Genomic DNA, 16,320 nt, shown 5'->3' on the forward strand with positions numbered 1-16,320 from the left:
GATCGACATGTCAATCGACCATGACAGCCACGTCCACAGCGACCCGGACGACATCAGCTCGAACACCTCCGGCAACCGTCCGTTCCGTGAGGTGCTCGCCGCCCGCGCCGGCCGCCGCGACATCGTCCGCGGCGGTACGGTGATCGCCGCCGCGGCCTTCCTCGGCACGGCCGGCGGCGCACTCGGCACCGACGCGCCGGCCAGCGCCGGCGGCCACGGGCACGGCAAGGGCAGGCCCGGCCGGCGCGGACTACTCGGCTTCGACCCGGTACTGCCGAACACCGACGACGCCATCACCGTCCCGCCGGGCTACACCGCCGACGTGCTCATCCCGTGGGGCACCCCGCTGCGCAGCCGGGGACCGGCCTGGCGCAAAGACGCCACGAACACCGCCGCCGAACAGGCCGAGCAGGTGGGCAGCCACCACGACGGCATGCACTTCTTCCCGCTCGGTCGCGGCCCGCTGGGCAGCCGCCGAGGCCTGCTGGTGCTCAATCACGAGTACGTCGACCGGACCCTGCTCTACCCCGACGGCGACGCGGAGATGACCCAGGAGAAGGTCGACAAGGCACTCGCCGGCCACGGGGTCAGCGTCGTGGAGGTGGAACTGTCGCGGGGCAGGTGGCGCAACGTCGACTCGCGGTTCAACCGTCGGGTCACCGGCACCACGCCGGTCGCCTTCTCCGGCCCGGTGTCCGGCCGGCACCCGGCGCTGCGCTCGAACAACCCACCGATGGGTACGTTGAACAACTGCTCGCACGGGGCCACCCCGTGGGGCACCTACGTGGCCTGTGAGGAGAACTGGAACGGCTACTTCGGCACCGAGGACCCGCAGTGGTCGCCGACGCCGGAGCAGGCCCGGTACGGCGTCAACGCCGCCGGATTCGGCTACCGCTGGCACCTGGCCGACCCGCGCTTCGACGTGGCGCGCAACCCCAACGAGCTGAACCGCTTCGGGTGGCTGGTGGAGATCGACCCGATGAACCCCCGCTCCACTCCGGTGAAGCGGACCGCCCTCGGTCGGTTCAAGCACGAAGGTGCCACCTTCTGGGAGTCGCGCGGTCGGGTCGTCGTCTACAGCGGCGACGACCAGGACGGTGACTACCTCTACAAGTTCGTCGGCGACGGTCCGTGGCGGATGCAGCGGGCGTTGGGCCGCAGCCCGCTGGACCACGGCACGCTCTACGTCGCCCGGTTCGACGACGACGGCAAGGGCGTCTGGCTGCCACTGAAGCACGGCAAGGGGCCGTTGACCAGGGCGAACGGTTGGCACGACCAGGCCGATGTGCTGCTGCGTACCCGGGAGGCGGCCGACGCGGTCGGCGCCACCCCGCTGGACCGTCCGGAGTGGGTGGCGGTCAATCCGAAGAACAACGACGTCTACCTGACCCTGACCAACGGCACCGGCTGGCCCGGTGCGGTCAACCCGCGTACCCCGAACCCGTACGGGCACATCGTCCGGTGGCGCGAGCGCGGCCGCGACAACACCGCGACCAGCTTCGAGTGGGACGTGTTCATGCTGGCCGGTGACCCGACGTACGACCCGCAGGTGCAGCTCGACGAGACGAACATCTTCGGCTCGCCGGACGGGATCTGGTTCGACGGCGACGGGCGGCTGTGGATCCAGACCGACGTGTCGAACTCGACGCAGAACCGCGCGGACCGGGGCCACGACAACATCGGCAACAACGCGATGCTGGCCGCCGACCCGCGTACCGGGGAGGTCCGGCGGTTCCTGGTCGGCCCGCGCGGCGCGGAGATCACCGGGGTGGTCACCACCCCGGACCAGCGGACCATGTTCATCAACGTGCAGCATCCGGGCGAGTCCACGACGTACTGGGGCAGTCCGACGCCGGAGGACCCGCGGGCGGTGAGCAACTGGCCCGACTTCGACCCGGCCGGCCGACCCCGGTCGGCGACCGTGGTCATCCGCAAGGTCGACGGCGGCGTCATCGGCACCTGACCGCTCCGGTCCACCCCTGCTCAACATCCGAGCCCGACGTGCGGGCTCCGGGAGCCGCGGCCGATCTCGCCGACCGGTCGCGGCTCCCGTCGTATCCCGCCAAGGCATCTTTTCTCGACGATATCGGAGCCCAGACATGCGTACCCGAAGAAGTCCGGCGGTGCTGGTCACCACCGCCGCCACCGCCGCCGTCCTCTGCGCCACCGTCGCGCTGACCGTTATGGCCCCCGGCGGCGCGGCGGCCGGTCACCGCGATGACAGGCCCGGCTGGCCCGGATCCGCCGTTTTCGGCCGCACCGCGACGTACCCGGTGTTCCACAATCGGCCAGCCGGTGAGGACCCGAGCGCCGAGACCGTCGCGGAGATCTCCACGGTCAGTCCGGACGGCCGGACGATGATCTACACCGACGCCGCCGGGCGGCGGGTCGGCTTCCTCGACATCACCGACCCACGGAACCCCCGCGGTCTCGGCACCCTCTCGCTGGCCACGCTCGGCAACGCCGAGGACGAACCGACCTCGGTCGCGGTGGTCGGCCGGTACGTGCTGATCGTCGTCAACACCAGTGCCAGCTACACCACTCCGTCCGGCCGACTCGACGTGGTCGACCTGGCCACCCGTACCAGGGTGCGCAGCATCCCACTCGGCGGGCAGCCCGACGCCATCGAGGTCAGCGACAACGGCCGCTACGCGGCGATCGCGATCGAGAACGAACGGGACGAGGAGGCCACCCCGCTCGGCGGCGACGAAGGCGACCTGCCGCAGCCGCCGGCCGGGTTCCTGCAGATCGTCGACCTGACCGGGCGCCACCCGGCAACCTGGTCGACCCGTACGGTGTCGCTGACCGCCGCCGACGGCAGCGCGCTGCCCGGTCTGGTCACCGCCGGGCTGGACACCCCGGCCGACCCGGAGCCGGAGTACGTGTCGATCAACGGTCGTGACCAGGTCGCGGTGACCCTGCAGGAGAACAACGGCGTGATCCTGGTCGACCTGCGCAGCGGGCGGATCACCAAGGCGTTCGGCGCCGGGACCGCCACGGTGACCGGCATCGACACCGCCGACGACGGGGTCATCGACCTGACCGGCACGATCACCGACCTGCCCCGGGAACCGGACGCGGTGGCCTGGATCGACGACCGCTACCTGGCGACCGCGAACGAAGGGGACTGGAAGGGCGGCACCCGGGGCTGGTCGATCTTCGACAGCCGGACCGGCCGGGTGGTCTGGGACGCCGGCAACTCCATTGAGCAACTGGCGGTTCGCCACGGGCTGCACAACGACAACCGAGCCGACAACAAGGGCGCCGAGCCGGAGGGCATCGCGGTCGCCACGTTCGGGCGCACCCGGTACGCCTTCGTCGGCTCCGAACGGAGCAACTTCGTCGCCGTCTACGACCTGACCAGGCCGACCAGTCCGGTGCTGCGTCAGGTGCTGGCGACGACCAACGGTCCGGAGGGGCTGCTGCCGATCCCGGCCCGCGGCCTGCTGGCGGTCTCCAGCGAGGTCGACGACGCCGAGGCCGGAGTACGCGCCGCGGTGAACCTGTACCGGCTGGGTGCGGACACCCCGTCGTTCCCGACGCTGGTGTCGCAGACCAGCGGACGGGGCCCCGACCGGGCACCGATCGGCTGGGGCGGGCTCGGCGCGCTCACTGCCGTCCCCGGCAAGCGACACCAACTGTTCGCGGCAAGCGACGCCCTCTACTCGCCGACCCGGATCTACACCATCGACACCCGGCACAGCCCGGCGCGCATCATCGACGATCTGGTGGTCCGCGACGCGTCCGGGGAGCCGGCCGGCTACGACGCCGAAGGCCTGTTCGCCCGGCCGCAGGGCGGGTTCTGGCTGGTCTCGGAGGGAGCGACCGGTGCCGCCAACCAACTGGTCCGGCTGGACCGGTCGGGGGTGACCCGACAGGTCGTGTCGCTGCCCGACGAGGTGGCCGCCGGGCTCGGCAGCCAAGGGCTGGAGGGGGTGACCGCGCTCACCGACCGGCGAGGCCGGGAGCAGGTGTGGGTGGTGTTGCAGCGGGGCGTGGCCAGCGATCCGGCCGGGGTGGTCCGGCTCGGTCGTTACGACGTACGCGGCGGCACCTGGGCCTGGTTCGGATACCGGCTGGAGAGCACCGATGTCGCCGGCGACTGGATCGGCCTGTCCGAGATCGCCTCGGTCGGCGACGGCCGGCTCGCGGTGATCGAGCGGGACAAGCTCAGCGGGCCGGCCGCCCGGGTCAAGCGGATCTACACGGTCGACCTACCGACCGGCGACCCGGCACCGGGGCTGCTGCCGGTGCTGCCGAAGCGGCTCGCGTACGACGTGCTGCCCGATCTGCAGGCCGGCAACGGGTGGACGCAGGAGAAGCTGGAAGGGCTCGCCGTCGGCGGGAACCGGCAGGTCTACATGGTCACCGACAACGACGGAGCCCAGGACGCCACCGGCGAGACGGTGTTCCTCCGGCTCGGCTCGGCCGATCGGGTGTTCGGTCGGGGTCGACGCTAGCCCGGTCCGGGGTCGCGGGCGTGGCCAGCTGCGGTCACGCCCGCGCCACCGGGTCAGTCTGTCGGCTCAGTCCAGGTCGCGCAGGATCTGGTGGAGCAGGTCCTGGGTACAGGCGGGTGGGTCGGCCTCGACGCAGAGCCGCTCCATCGCGGCGGCGTAGTGGTCGACGTCCTCCCGCTTGTCCAGGTAGATCGCGCTGGTCAGTTGCTCGATGTAGATGATGTCGGGCAGGTCCTGGTCGGCGAAGCGCAGGATGGTGAAGGCTCCGCCGGCGGCGGCGTGCCCGCCGGCGTCGAACGGCACGACCTGCAGCCGTACGTTCGGTAGCTTGGTCGCCTCGATCAGGGCGTTGATCTGCTCGCGCATCACGGCGGGACCACCGATCGGCCGTCGCAGCACCGCCTCGTCGATCACCGCCCACAGATTCGGTGGCTGTGGCCGATGGAGCAGCTCCTGACGCTCCATCCGCAGCTCGACCCGGCGTTCCACTTCGTCGGCCGGGGCCCGGCCGTGTCCGAGTAGGACCACCGCGCGGGCGTAGTCGCGGGTCTGCAGCAGGCCGGGTACGAACTGGACCTCGTAGCTGCGGATCATCTTCGCGGCCGCTTCCAGCCCCAGGTAGGACTGGAACCAACTGGGCAGGATGTCGCCGTACCGGTGCCACCAGCCGGGCGTGTTCGCCTGCCGGGCGAGCCCGAGCAGCGCTGTGCGTTCCCGTGAGTCGGTCACTCCGTAGAGCGTGAGCAGGTCGGTGACATCGCGTTCCTTGAAGCCGACCCGGCCGAGCTCCATCCGGCTGATCTTCGATTCGGAGGCGCGGATGTGCCAGCCGGCCGTCTCCCGGCTCACTCCCTGGCTCTCCCGGAGCCGCCGCAGCTGCGCGCCGAGCAGCATCCGCAGCACGGTCGGCCCGGTCGCCGATCCGCCATCTGGCTGGGCCGTCATCGTCACCCACCGACCTCCGGACACCGTCACGTCGTATGGCAGCTACTCTTGGCGAGTAAGCATGCCATGACCTGAGGGTGATCCCTAAGGCCCCGTCGATACCGGTCCGACCAGTGGACACCGCCGTGCGGTGCAGACGGTCGTCACCAGCAGAGTCCGGACGGGCCACACGGTGCAGGCCCCCGGCCGGATCGATGCTAGCGAATCAGGTCGTCGAAGTCACCGTCCCGGGCGCCGAGGATGAACGCCTCGATCTCCGCACGGGTGTAGATCAGCGCCGGACCGTCCGGGTAGCGGGAGTTACGCAGAGCGATCCCGCTGCCACCGGGCAGCCGGGCAAGCTCGACGCAGTTGCCGCTGGGGTTGCTGCGGCCGCTCTTACGCCAGGCGAGGGTCGGCAGGTCGGTACTTGGAACGTCACTATCCGGCTTATGCATACATACAATCCAAATCGGACATTGTCGCAACAGACGTAGGACTCCAGGGTCGGCCGCGCCTCGTCGCGGAAGGGTCAAATGCACGTGCATCTGCTCTTGCGCCTGCAAGGTATTGCGAGCATGATAGCGCACGTGAACTTGTATCCGGCGGTTTACCCATCGTGATGAATAATCGGACATTCGACGACATCACCCCCGATAAGGCCAGGGGCGGCGTAGACAACGATGCACGCAGAGTCACCACTTTGCGGGCCGGTCAGCTGCCTCCGGCGTCATCCGACGGCAGCAGCCACGAGACACACCGCGCGCAGCGAGACAGGAGGGCGATGAGCATGCCGGCTCCCATCCTCAACCCCAACCAACGCGATCCCCGGGACGTCTACCCGACCGACCGCTACCAGCCGTCCGACCCGGTCTGGGTCTACCGCGGCGGCACCTGGTGCGCCGGGATCGTCGAGACCGCCTCAGCCGGCGCGGCGACCGTCACCTACCGGCCGACCGGCTCGCGTGGCACCGGAGTGGACACCATCACCGCGCCGTACGTGCTGCCACGGGCCGAGACCGACCCGATGCTGGACCGGGTGCACCGTTGACGGTCGCCCGCCAGCCGGAGGGGACCGACGACCACCCCGCCGGTCACCAGACTCAATATCGCGCCGCTGACGTGCACAAAGTCACCACTCAGTAGGCGAAAAACTACACAGGGATTGACAGCCATCACAGCAGCCGCGAGAATTTCCAAGAATTTTTGATCACCGGCGGCGCGGTGAATGGGCCACTCCGTCGGCGCGGTATTGCGACACCGTACCCATGCCCGGAAGCCACCAGAAGGGCTGCCCTGTGTCTGATGGCGCACTGTGTCTACCCTATCCGGAGTTACTGCCGACCAACCGGCACCGACTCCGCGCGGCAATCGCCGACGGCCACCAAACCTCGGCCCCGGAGCCGCTCGACAACGCGATGTCGGGCGGCCTGGCCGACCCGACCTCCGTCGACTACCAGGAGCATGACCGCTACTTCCAGATCCGCCGTACCCGTCACAGGCCGGAATCAGCGTTTCTCCACGCCTTGGCAATAGCGCATCTGGCGGTTCGGGAGAACGTCAACGAGAATGGGCTTTCGCAGCTCAGCGACGGCTATGTCGCCCAGCTCTGGCTCGGGCTGGAAAGCCTGTACCGGTACGCGGGCCACGACGTCGGCAACCAGCCGATCGGCGTTCTGGACAAGCCCGTTCAACGCCCGCCGCACCCGCAGTCGAACGGGACGGACCCGGGTGACTCCGACGCCGCCGCCGACCGGTGGCTGATCGGTCACCAGTTCTTCTTCACCCTGATGCAAGGGGCGATCACCGGGCTGAACTGCTTCCTCGGTGCCAGCGCCGACGGCGACGAGGCCGAGGCACGAGCCGCGCTGCGGGTCGCCACGGCGTTCATGCGCAGCTCGGCGGCCGCCTTCCGGTTCACCTCGGACTTCTCGCCGGTCGACTACGAGCGACTGATCCGTCCGGCGATGGCACCGCCAGCGGTGCGGGCCGGCTTCAGTGGACTGCAGACCCGCGACCACGCCCACCTCATGGCGCTGTTCACCGAGGTCCGCGCGATGCGATCCAAGATCGGCCCGGCCCGGTTGGGTAGCGCCTTCGACGAGTTCGTCGAAGCCACCGTCGAGGCGTACGAGGCGCACCAACTGATCTGCGCCCGGTTCGGCGGCGACGTGCTGCCCAGCCTCCGGATGGCCGCCCGGTCGGCGGGGCGCAGCACGTCTCCGGGGGTGCAGGTGGTACGGCAGATGATGCGGGCCCGGCTGTTCGCGCTCCACGGCAGCCACCGGGACCGAACCGACAGAGGCGGGACACCCGGTGGGCCCGAAGGCGGCGGGACACCGGACACCGGCCTGGGTGGCCACGGAGACGGAACGCCGGGCGCGGGCGCCGGTGGGCAGGTCGACCAGCCGGCCGGCGGTGACCGGTGATGAACGAACGTACCCAGGTCGGCGTCATCGGCGCCGGACCGGCCGGGATGCTGCTGGCGGTGCTGCTACGCCGGGCCGGGGTGGACTGTGTGGTGCTGGAGCGTCGGGACCGCGAGTACGTCGCCAACCGCGCCCGGGGTGCCACCGTGGAGCATCGGGTGGTCGACCTGCTCCGCCGGCACGACCTGGCCGGCGGACTGCTGCGGACCGGTGCGGTCGAGGACGCGGTCGAGTTCCGGCTCGGCGGGCGGCGCTACCCGGTCCACTACGAGCCGCTGGCCAACGGCCGCAGCCACTACATCTACCCGCAGCAGTTCCTGGTCCGCGATCTGGTCGACACCTACCTCGCCGACGGCGGTGACCTGCGGTTCGAGACTGCGGCGGAGGCGATCGACGACCTGACCGGGCAGCCCCGCATCCGGCTCGCCGACGGCCGCGAGCTGCACTGCGACGTGGTGGCCGGCTGCGACGGCGAGTACGGCGTCGCCCGGCGGGCAGTCCCCGCCGGGGCGCTGCGCTGCGCCGACTACCAGTACGACTACGCCTGGCTGTCGGTGCTCGCCGAAGCCCCGCCGTCCAGCAACTGCGTGATCAACGCCCTGCACGAGTCCGGGGCTTGCGTGCACGTCCGCCGGACGCCGACGGTAAGCCGGTTCTACCTGCAATGCGGGCGGGACGAAACCCGGGCGGACTGGCCGGACGAGCGGATCTGGAAGGAGGTCCGGATCCGGCTGGCCCTGGACGAGCCGTGGACGCTGCACACCGGGCCGGTCACCGACACCGGCACCGTCCGGATGCGCAGCCTGGTCTGCGACCCGATGCGGTACGGGTCGCTGTTCCTCGCCGGGGACGCCGCACACATCGTGCCGCCGGTCGGCGGCAAGGGCTTCAACCTGGCCCTGGCTGACGCGGAAGAGCTGGCGCTGGGGCTGATCGAGCGGTTCACCGTCGGCGACCACCGCCGGTCGGACGCCTACTCGCAGCACCGGCTGGCCCGCATCTGGCGGGCCCAGGAGTTCGTGCACTGGATGATGGACCTGGTGAACACCCCCGGGTACGGCACGGCCGACGCGGCCTTCCTGCACCGGGTGCAGGCGGCGCGGCTGACCCGGCTGGTCGACTCACCGGCCTACCTGGCCGCGTTCCTGGAGGACTACGTCGGGTGGTGGTGACTGAGGACGTTGGTCGCCCGCCACGTCGCCCCGGTGCCGAAGACCAGATCCAGCCCGGGTCCGACGTGGCGCGGGCCGGCCAGCGGGCTGTACGACTCGCTGGTCCACAGCGGCACCCCGGCGTACCGCAGCTGCTGGGTCCAGATCACCCCGGTCAGCCGCCCGGCGGCGGTCGTGGTGAGCCGCACCTGGTCGGGGAACCCGTCGAACGACGACGCCTGGTAGTCCACCGTCACCCAGTCCTCGGCGGCGGTGAGCAGCCGCACGTCGCTTCGCGGGAAGCGCAGCGCGCCGGACCGGGTCGGCGACCGCCAGGCCGGGGCGACCCCCTTGGCCGGCCGGGCGGAACGCATCGCGACCCCGTCGCGGACCGCGTCCAGCAGTGGCTGGAAATCCCAGCCGTACGCCCCCTGCAGCGTCTCGCTGGCCTGGGCCAGGTCGGCCAGCTCGGTCGGCAGGTCCCAGTCCAGCCGGTCGCAGCCGGTGGCCAGGTAGCGCACCTCGCCCGGCAGCACCCGGCAGTCGGCCGTGCCGAACCGGCGACGCAGCTCGACGACCAGCCGGGAGCGCTCCTCGTCCAGCAACGGGTTGTTGGTGTGGATCATGCCGAGCAGTACGTCGAACCGACCGCCGAGATCCTCCGGGTCGAGATCGGCGAGGTCGGACTCGACGAAGGTGATCCGGTCGGCGACCCCGTTGTGCCGAGCGATCCGCTCGGCCATGCCGACATGGTGCCGATCCACCGCGACCACCTCGGCGGCGCCCGCGTCGGCGGCGACCAGCGCCAGCAGCCCGCTGCCAGTGCCAGCGTCGAGCACCCGGTCACCGGGCCGCACCGCGCTGCGGACCGCGCGCTGCACGTTGTGCCCACGGTCGATGCTCAGTAGCAGTCGCAGGTGCAGCTCCGGCGTGAACGGGATGTCCGTCGGCCCAGCCATCGATGAACTCCCTCTCGCGAAACCGGATCAATCACGATAAATTAGCCATTGTCGATCAAAGTGTCAACCGGAAGGTTTCTCGGTGCGCGTCCTGTTCACCAGCCCGCCCGGAGTCGGGCATCTCTTCCCCACCGTGCCGCTCGCCTGGGCATTGCGGGCCGCCGGCCACGACGTACTGGTCGGCACCGCCGCCGAAGGACTGGCCGGCGCGGCCCGGGCCGGTCTGCCGGCGGTGGACGTCGCCCCCGGCGCCCCGATCGCCGCCGTGTTCGGCACCGGCACCACCGCTGAACTTGCCGCCCGGATGCGCGAGCGGGGCCGGCGGATCGCCGCCGCCGGCAGCCGTACCGACCCGCTGCTGCTGGAGACCTTCGGACGGGTCTCCGACCTGATGGCGGACGGAACGGTGACGTTGGCCCGCTGGTGGCGGCCGGACCTGGTGGTGCACTCCCGACTGCATCCGGCCGGCCTGCTGGCCGCCCGCGCACTGCGGGTGCCCGCCGTAGAGCACGGGATCAACCTGTTCCGCGAAGAAGCGCTGGCCGCCCGGTTCCTGCCGTACCTCGCGGCGGCGTACGAGCGCAACGGCGTACCACTGGAACTGCCCGACCGGGTGGTCCTGCACCTGGCGCCGCCCGAGCTGATGATCGGCGACGGCGACGGATGGTCGATGCGGTACGTGCCGTACAACGCCGGCGGTGCGCTGCCGGACTGGCTCCGGCTACCCACCGCGCGCCCCCGGGTGCTGATCACCCTCGGCACCGTGGTGCCGGCGCTGGCCGGGTTGTCCGGTCTGCGCCACACCATCGACGCCGCCGGGCAGACCGACGCGGACTTCGTGCTGGCCCTCGGCACGGACGCCGACGTGGCCGCACTCGGACCGCTGCCCGGCAACGTCCGGCCCGCCGGCTGGCTGCCGCTGCACCAGGTGCTCGCCGGCTGCTCCGCCGTGGTGCACCACGGCGGCTCCGGGACGATGATGGGCGCGATCTGTTCCGGGGTACGGCAACTGGTCCTGCCGCACGGCGGCGACCAGTTCGGCAACGCCGACCTGGTCCGACGGCACCGGCTCGGCCTGGGCTGCGCACCCGAGGAGGTGACCCCGCGGTTGCTCGCCGAGCTGCTGGCCGAAGGCGGTCCGGCCAGCGGGGTGGCGCACGCGGCCGAGCTGATGTCGAGACTGCCGGCACCGGCCGAGATCGCCACCCGACTCGCACATCCGGGTGGAATCGACCGCCACGCCGACCAGCTTTCAGTGCTCGCCCCCGTTACCGGCGGCTCGGCCGCACACTGGACCGATGGGTGACGTCGCCGCGGTGCTACTGGTGAATTCGGCGGGCTCCGTCCTGCTGCAGCTACGGGACGGCAACGCGCCGAGCCATCCGCACGCCTGGTGCGTGCCGGGTGGGCACTGCGAGCCCGGGGAGACACCGGAGCAGGCGGCGCTGCGCGAACTCGCGGAGGAGACCGGGTTACGACCCGAGCACGGGTTGCGGTTGTTCTGCCGCCGGCAGCTGAACCCACAGCGTACGGCGCACTACTACTTCGGCTCCACCCGTGCCCGGCAGTGCGACGTCCGGCTCGGCGAGGGTGCCGCGATGGAGTTCCTGCGGCCGGACCAGATCAGCGACGGCCGGCCGTTCGCTCCCGGCTCGGCGAGCCTGCTCGCCGAGTTCCTCGCCTCGCCGCACTACGCCTGGCGGGTCACCGCCCCGTATGATCCGCTCCATGATCCGGGCCGGCGCCAGGTCCACGCGCTCCACCACCAGGGCGGACGGTAGGTCGTTCCTCAAGTGGGCGGGCGGGAAGACCCGGTACGCCGCCGCCCTCGTCGCCGCCGCACCACCGTTCACCGGCAGCTACCGGGAACCGTTCCTCGGCAGCGGAGCGGTCTTCTTCGAGCTGGCGCCGCGGCGGGCGGTGCTCAGTGACGCCAACCCGGAGTTGATCATCTGTTTTCGGGAGGTCGCCCGCGACCCCGAAGCGGTGATGCGGCTGCTGGACGAGCAACCGAACACGCCGGAGCACTTCGCGGCGGTCCGCCGCCGCTCGCCGACGGGCTGTTCCGACCTGGAACGCGCGGTCCGGGTGATCTACCTGAACAAGACAGCGTTCCGTGGGCTGTGGCGGGTCAACCGACGGGGCGAGTTCAACGCACCGTACGGCGCCTACGACCGGCCGTACTACAACCGGCGGGTGCTGCTGGACGCCGCGCAGGCGCTGGCCGGCGCCGAGCTGCGGGTGGCCGACTTCGCCGAGCAACTCGACGAGGCCACCGCCGGCGACTGGGTCTACCTGGACCCGCCGTACGTACCGCTCGGTGGGTGGGCGGACTTCCGGCGGTACACCTCGGCGCAGTTCGGGCCGGCCGATCACGTGCGGCTGCGGGACGCGATGGTACGGGCCAGCCGTCGCGGCGTCCGGCTGACCCTGACCAACAGCGACACGCCGTTCGTACGGGAGCTGTTCGGCGCGGATTTCCTGATCGCCCGGATGGCGACCCGCCGGGACATCAACCTGCAGTCGGCGAAGCGGGGCAGCTGGGATCTGCTGGTCACCAACTACCGACTGCCGAACGGCGAATCAGCCCGGTAGGCCGGCCAGAGCGGCCCGGACAGCGTCGCCGAGCGACGTGGTGGGCCGGCCGATCAGTCGGGCGAGGTCGCCGCTGTCGGTGGTCAGATCGCCCTGGGAGATCCCGACGTCGGAGGCGGCCAGCATGCTGGCGAACGCCTCCGGCACGCCGGCATCGGTCAGCGCCTTGGCGTACACGTCGGCCGGAAGATCCTGGTAGCCGACCTCCCGTCCACTGTGCCGGCTGATCTCGGCGGCCAGCTCGGCCAGGGTGAAGGGTTCATCACCACCGAGCTCGTAGACGGTGCCGGCCGTTGCGGCGGTGTCAGCGCTGCCGGCGGGTGCTGGCGCGGTCAACACCGCGACGGCGGCGGCGGCGAAGTCGGCCCGGGTCGCGGCGGCGACCCGACCCGAGCCGGCAGCGCCCAGCACGCTGCCGGTGGCGAGCGCCTGCGGCAGCACCGATCCGGTGTAGTTCTCCAGGTACCAACCGTTGCGCAGCAGCACGAACGGCAGGCCGCTGTCCCGGATCATCTGTTCGGTGGCGAGGTGTTCGGCGGCCAACGGGACGCTGCTGGTGTCCGCGTTGAGGATGCTGGTGTAGGCGACCAGGTCGACTCCGGCCGCCTTCGCCGCCGCCACGGCGTTGCGGTGCTGGTCGATTCGCCGGCCGACCTCGCTGCCGCTGATCAGCAGCAGTTTACGGGTCCCGACCAGGGCCGGCACGAGGGTCTGCGGCTGGTCGTAGTCACCGTGCCGGACCTGTACGCCGCGCGCGGCGAGGTCGCCGGCCTTTTGCGGGTTCCGTACGACGGCGACGATCTGCGCCGGTGGCAGTCCGCTGTCCAGCAACTCGTCGACGACCAACCGGCCCAGCTGGCCGGCGGCACCGGTGACAGTGATCATGTCAGCTCCATAAGGTTGTTGATCGTCTGGGGTTGGTACCTCAGATCCCCGGAGCGCAGGGTGTGGCTGATGACTGCTTGCCGTGAGGTGGCCTCGTGGGAGTGGCCGCCCTGCCGTTCTGGACGCCCCGGCTGCTGATTGAAATCTGTGCGTGGGTCGCTGTTTATGGAGCTGCTGGCGGGGTCGTCCACGGGGTCGAGGTGTAGGAGGGGAGGACGGGCCCGGTGAAGGTCCGCGAGATGATCTGGGTCGGTATCGATGTGGGCAAGACCCATCACCACGCCTGCGCGGTCGATGAGACCGGCAAGGTGGTGTTCAGTAAACGGCTGGTCAACAGCCAGGCCGATATCGAGGCGTTGATCGGCCGGGCGGGCAAGGCCGCCGAGCAGGTGCGGTGGGCTCTGGATATGACCTCGGGCACCGCCGGGTTGCTGCTGGCGGTGCTGCTCGCCGGTCAGGCGCGGGTGCTGTACGTGCCCGGCCGGCTGGTCAACCGGATGGCCGGCGCGTTCGCCGGGGAAGGCAAAAGCGATGCCAAGGACGCGTTCACCATCGCCGAGACCGCCCGGCTGCGTCGCGACCTGACCGCGATCACCAGCCCCGACCAGGTCGTTGCCGATCTGCGGGTGCTCACCGCACGCCGGGAGGACCTGATGGGCGACTGGGTACGCGGCATCAACCGGCTGCGGGCCCTGCTCGCCTCGATCTTCCCGGCCCTGGAGGCGTCGTTCGACTACTCCACCCGCTCGGCGCTGGTCCTGCTGACCGGGTTCCAGACCCCGCAGAGCATCCGAGACGCCGGAGCGGACGGTGTCACGGCGCATCTGCTGGCCGGCGGGGCCTGGCCCAAGGGCATCCCGGCCATGGTGGACAAGGCCCTGGCCGCCGCGGCCGCGCAGACCATCGCGCTGCCCACCGAGGCCACCACCGCACCGCTGATCGCCCGGCTGGCCGAGCAGCTGCTGGACCTGGACCGAGAGATCAAGGACCTCGACAAGCAACTGACCGATCGGTTCGCCGAGCATCCCCACGCGTCGCGGATCACCAGCGTGCCCGGCTTCGGGCCGATCCTCGGGGCCCAGCTGCTCGCCGACACCGGCGGCGACCTGCCCGCCGCGTTCGAGACCGCCGGCCGATTGGCCGCCTACGCCGGCCTGGCGCCGGTACCCCGCGACTCCGGCCGGATACGCGGCAACCTGCGCCGCCCCAAGCGCTACCACCGTGGCCTGCGCCGGGTGTTCTACATGGCCGCCCTGTCCGCGATCAGGCCGGACGGCCCGTCGCGGGTGTTCTACCAGCGCAAACGTGCCGAGGGCAAGCTGCACACCCAGGCGCTGATCGCCCTGGCCCGCCGGCTGATCGATGTCATCTGGGCACTGCTGCGCGACGGCCGCGAGTTCCATGACTCACCACCGCTCACCGCAAACGCGGCTTGACACGATCATTGAAACTCCTACGTCCCTGCGGGCGGCCCCACGATCGCCCTCACCCACCAGCCTGCACTAACTTTTCGAAAGCGCAAGCGGATCAGTAGGTGCTGTGGCCCATTCGACACATCACTGGGAGATACCCTGGGAACATGGCCAGCCGGTCCGCGCCCGCTCCGCACAGCGAATCCTGCCCGCCGACCGACGACCCGACGGCCGCCCTGGTGACCGACGTCTTCGCCCGCGACTGCCCGTCACGAGCCACCCTAGACCACATAACCGGCAAATGGGGCACGCTAGCGTTGGCTGCTCTGTTCGCCGGCAACTACCGGTTCAACGCGCTGCGCCGCCGGGTCGACGGCATCAGCGAGAAGATGCTGGCTCAGACCCTGCAAGCGCTGGAGCGCGACGGGATGGTCGTCCGGGACGTCCAGGCCACCATCCCGCCCCGCGTCGAGTACAGCCTCACCCCGCTCGGCCGCGCCGTCGCCGGCAAGCTGGTCGGCCTGATCGAGCTGGTCGAACGCGAGATGCCGACGGTGCTCGCGGCCCGGGACAGCTTCGACCGGACCGCCTGACCACGGGTGTCCGCCCACAGCGGATACCACCGGCGGCGGACCGGCAGGCACCCGGCCGGGCGTCACTGCAGCAGGCTGCCCACCGGCGAGAGCAACGCCCAGCCCAGGAAGGCGGTGTGCCGGTCCATCCGCAACCGCTCACTCTCCAACATCGTCGGGTTGTCCCGCATCGGCCACATCCGGGCCGCGTCCCGCCAGGCGATGTCCCGGGTGAACTCCACCAACCGGTTCTGGTACCAGTCGTCGACCTGCCCGTTGAGCCGGTCGAGGCAGATCTGCCAGTTACTCAGGTAGCTGCGCCGCAGCTGCGGGATCCGGTCGAAGAAAATCTCATTGATGTAGAGGTAGTCGCGGTGCTGCTCGTCGTTGTCCGGGCCCGACCCGAGCTTGGCCCAGGTGCTCAGCAGCGCGAACGGTAGATCGTAGTTGATGTGCGCGTTCACCCCGGCGGCGGCCGACGGCAACGACCGTACGCTCTCGTCGCGCAACCGGCTGAACAGCACCTCCCAGGCCGCCGGCGTGTCGCCCCGGTTGCCCCAGCAGCGCAGCGCCGCGAAGTACCGCTCCGCGAACTCGATGTCCAGCAGGGTGAGGAAGGCAGGGTCGGCGAACTCACCGGCCTGCAGCCGCTCGTCAATGGTGCTGGTAATCACCCAGTAGAGATGGTTGAAGTCGGCCACCGGATTGTCGCTGTCACTCGGCGTGGCTGCCTCGAGCAGCTTCTGCAGCGCCGCCAGATCCTCGACCACGCCGGCGACGTCGGTCGGCCGGTGGTCGAGGACCTCCATGATCTGGTCGTGCACGTGACCCCAGCGGAGTTCTGGCATCGGACACCTCCAGTCTGCAGTGCTCCCTCGCCCCCGGGCGGGCGGTCGTCACCGAAACGGTCGGTCCCTACAGTGGCAGCCGCTG

15 protein-coding genes are annotated in these 16,320 nt (G+C 70.6%); 10 read left to right on the plus strand and 5 right to left on the minus strand.

All coding sequences use genetic code 11. From position 1 onward, the window contains the following. Positions 1 to 7 precede the first annotated feature (7 nt). Together O7621_RS03295 and O7621_RS03300 are read left to right on the plus strand one after the other, a co-directional pair. Entirely contained in the window at positions 8 to 1,963 is a 1,956-nt protein-coding gene (locus tag O7621_RS03295) for a PhoX family phosphatase (protein ID WP_282232662.1), read from the plus strand. 136 nt (positions 1,964 to 2,099) lie between these two features. Further along, a complete protein-coding gene (locus O7621_RS03300) occupies positions 2,100 to 4,460 on the plus strand; it encodes an esterase-like activity of phytase family protein (RefSeq protein WP_282232663.1) in 2,361 nt (786 codons plus the stop codon). A 66-nt stretch (positions 4,461 to 4,526) separates the two neighbouring features. On the opposite strand, the gene O7621_RS03305 is transcribed toward O7621_RS03300, so the two are convergent. Both O7621_RS03305 and O7621_RS03310 read right to left on the minus strand, forming a co-directional pair. Continuing rightward, positions 4,527 to 5,354, minus strand: coding sequence for a helix-turn-helix transcriptional regulator (locus O7621_RS03305; RefSeq protein WP_282234440.1), 828 nt, complete (start codon positions 5,352 to 5,354; stop codon positions 4,527 to 4,529). A 248-nt stretch (positions 5,355 to 5,602) separates the two neighbouring features. Then, positions 5,603 to 5,842 carry a DUF397 domain-containing protein gene (locus tag O7621_RS03310; protein ID WP_278172180.1) on the minus strand — a complete coding sequence of 80 codons (240 nt, stop codon included), beginning with the start codon at positions 5,840 to 5,842 and terminating at the stop codon, positions 5,603 to 5,605. 332 nt (positions 5,843 to 6,174) lie between these two features. Here O7621_RS03310 and O7621_RS03315 point away from each other — a divergent pair, with 332 nt between their 5' ends. From O7621_RS03315 to O7621_RS03325, 3 genes are all read left to right on the plus strand, one after another. Further along, the gene (locus tag O7621_RS03315) at positions 6,175 to 6,435 is read left to right on the plus strand and encodes a hypothetical protein (RefSeq protein WP_281552713.1); all 261 of its coding nucleotides are present in this window, start codon (positions 6,175 to 6,177) and stop codon (positions 6,433 to 6,435) included. Between the two features lie 247 nt (positions 6,436 to 6,682). After that, entirely contained in the window at positions 6,683 to 7,813 is a 1,131-nt protein-coding gene (locus O7621_RS03320; RefSeq protein ID WP_282232664.1) for a hypothetical protein, read from the plus strand. After that, positions 7,813 to 8,985 (plus strand): 4-hydroxybenzoate 3-monooxygenase, encoded by a 1,173-nt coding sequence (locus tag O7621_RS03325; protein ID WP_282232665.1) that lies wholly within the window; start codon positions 7,813 to 7,815, stop codon positions 8,983 to 8,985. The genes O7621_RS03320 and O7621_RS03325 overlap by 1 nt, the downstream gene beginning before the upstream one ends. On the opposite strand, the gene O7621_RS03330 is transcribed toward O7621_RS03325, so the two are convergent. Further along, on the minus strand, positions 8,967 to 9,923 hold the full coding sequence (locus O7621_RS03330) for a 50S ribosomal protein L11 methyltransferase (RefSeq protein ID WP_282232666.1): 957 nt from the start codon (positions 9,921 to 9,923) through the stop codon (positions 8,967 to 8,969). The two genes, O7621_RS03325 and O7621_RS03330, sit on opposite strands and share 19 nt — an antisense overlap. Positions 9,924 to 10,005: 82 nt before the next feature. Here O7621_RS03330 and O7621_RS03335 point away from each other — a divergent pair, with 82 nt between their 5' ends. Genes O7621_RS03335 through O7621_RS03345 form a run of 3 tightly spaced genes read left to right on the plus strand, consistent with a single transcriptional unit; the run spans position 10,006 to position 12,518 of the window. Then, positions 10,006 to 11,229: a nucleotide disphospho-sugar-binding domain-containing protein gene (locus tag O7621_RS03335; RefSeq protein ID WP_282232667.1), complete on the plus strand. Its 1,224-nt coding sequence runs from the start codon at positions 10,006 to 10,008 to the stop codon at positions 11,227 to 11,229. Beyond that, positions 11,222 to 11,704, plus strand: a complete 483-nt coding sequence (locus O7621_RS03340; RefSeq protein WP_282232668.1) for an NUDIX domain-containing protein — start codon at positions 11,222 to 11,224, stop codon at positions 11,702 to 11,704. The genes O7621_RS03335 and O7621_RS03340 overlap by 8 nt, the downstream gene beginning before the upstream one ends. Further along, complete coding sequence (locus tag O7621_RS03345; RefSeq protein WP_282232669.1) at positions 11,652 to 12,518, plus strand: Dam family site-specific DNA-(adenine-N6)-methyltransferase; 867 nt, start codon at positions 11,652 to 11,654, stop codon at positions 12,516 to 12,518. Before O7621_RS03340 ends, O7621_RS03345 begins: the two co-directional genes overlap by 53 nt. On the opposite strand, the gene O7621_RS03350 is transcribed toward O7621_RS03345, so the two are convergent. Then, positions 12,507 to 13,403 carry an SDR family oxidoreductase gene (locus O7621_RS03350; RefSeq protein ID WP_282232670.1) on the minus strand — a complete coding sequence of 299 codons (897 nt, stop codon included), beginning with the start codon at positions 13,401 to 13,403 and terminating at the stop codon, positions 12,507 to 12,509. The genes O7621_RS03345 and O7621_RS03350 overlap by 12 nt on opposite strands. 224 nt (positions 13,404 to 13,627) lie before the next feature. On the opposite strand from O7621_RS03350, the gene O7621_RS03355 reads away from it, so the two are divergent. Further along, positions 13,628 to 14,839, plus strand: a complete 1,212-nt coding sequence (locus O7621_RS03355) for an IS110 family transposase (RefSeq protein ID WP_282230845.1) — start codon at positions 13,628 to 13,630, stop codon at positions 14,837 to 14,839. A 143-nt stretch (positions 14,840 to 14,982) separates the two neighbouring features. Next, complete coding sequence (locus tag O7621_RS03360; RefSeq protein ID WP_282232671.1) at positions 14,983 to 15,408, plus strand: helix-turn-helix domain-containing protein; 426 nt, start codon at positions 14,983 to 14,985, stop codon at positions 15,406 to 15,408. Positions 15,409 to 15,470: 62 nt separating this feature from the next. On the opposite strand, the gene O7621_RS03365 is transcribed toward O7621_RS03360, so the two are convergent. After that, complete coding sequence (locus O7621_RS03365; RefSeq protein WP_282232672.1) at positions 15,471 to 16,235, minus strand: DUF5995 family protein; 765 nt, start codon at positions 16,233 to 16,235, stop codon at positions 15,471 to 15,473. Positions 16,236 to 16,320: the final 85 nt, after the last annotated feature.

The organism is Solwaraspora sp. WMMD937, assembly GCF_029581175.1.
GTDB lineage: Bacteria > Actinomycetota > Actinomycetes > Mycobacteriales > Micromonosporaceae > Micromonospora_E.

What these genes read in the sequence shown, in the direction of transcription:
- O7621_RS03295 (WP_282232662.1), top strand. Translation starts at nt 8, where the DNA reads ATGTCAATCGACCATGACAGCCACGTCCACAGCGACCCGGACGACATC.
- O7621_RS03300 (WP_282232663.1), top strand. Translation starts at nt 2,100, where the DNA reads ATGCGTACCCGAAGAAGTCCGGCGGTGCTGGTCACCACCGCCGCCACC.
- O7621_RS03305 (WP_282234440.1), bottom strand. Translation starts at nt 5,354, where the DNA reads ATGCTGCTCGGCGCGCAGCTGCGGCGGCTCCGGGAGAGCCAGGGAGTG.
- O7621_RS03310 (WP_278172180.1), bottom strand. Translation starts at nt 5,842, where the DNA reads ATGCATAAGCCGGATAGTGACGTTCCAAGTACCGACCTGCCGACCCTC.
- O7621_RS03315 (WP_281552713.1), top strand. Translation starts at nt 6,175, where the DNA reads ATGCCGGCTCCCATCCTCAACCCCAACCAACGCGATCCCCGGGACGTC.
- O7621_RS03325 (WP_282232665.1), top strand. Translation starts at nt 7,813, where the DNA reads ATGAACGAACGTACCCAGGTCGGCGTCATCGGCGCCGGACCGGCCGGG.
- O7621_RS03330 (WP_282232666.1), bottom strand. Translation starts at nt 9,923, where the DNA reads ATGGCTGGGCCGACGGACATCCCGTTCACGCCGGAGCTGCACCTGCGA.
- O7621_RS03340 (WP_282232668.1), top strand. Translation starts at nt 11,222, where the DNA reads ATGGGTGACGTCGCCGCGGTGCTACTGGTGAATTCGGCGGGCTCCGTC.
- O7621_RS03345 (WP_282232669.1), top strand. Translation starts at nt 11,652, where the DNA reads ATGATCCGGGCCGGCGCCAGGTCCACGCGCTCCACCACCAGGGCGGAC.
- O7621_RS03350 (WP_282232670.1), bottom strand. Translation starts at nt 13,403, where the DNA reads ATGATCACTGTCACCGGTGCCGCCGGCCAGCTGGGCCGGTTGGTCGTC.
- O7621_RS03360 (WP_282232671.1), top strand. Translation starts at nt 14,983, where the DNA reads ATGGCCAGCCGGTCCGCGCCCGCTCCGCACAGCGAATCCTGCCCGCCG.
- O7621_RS03365 (WP_282232672.1), bottom strand. Translation starts at nt 16,235, where the DNA reads ATGCCAGAACTCCGCTGGGGTCACGTGCACGACCAGATCATGGAGGTC.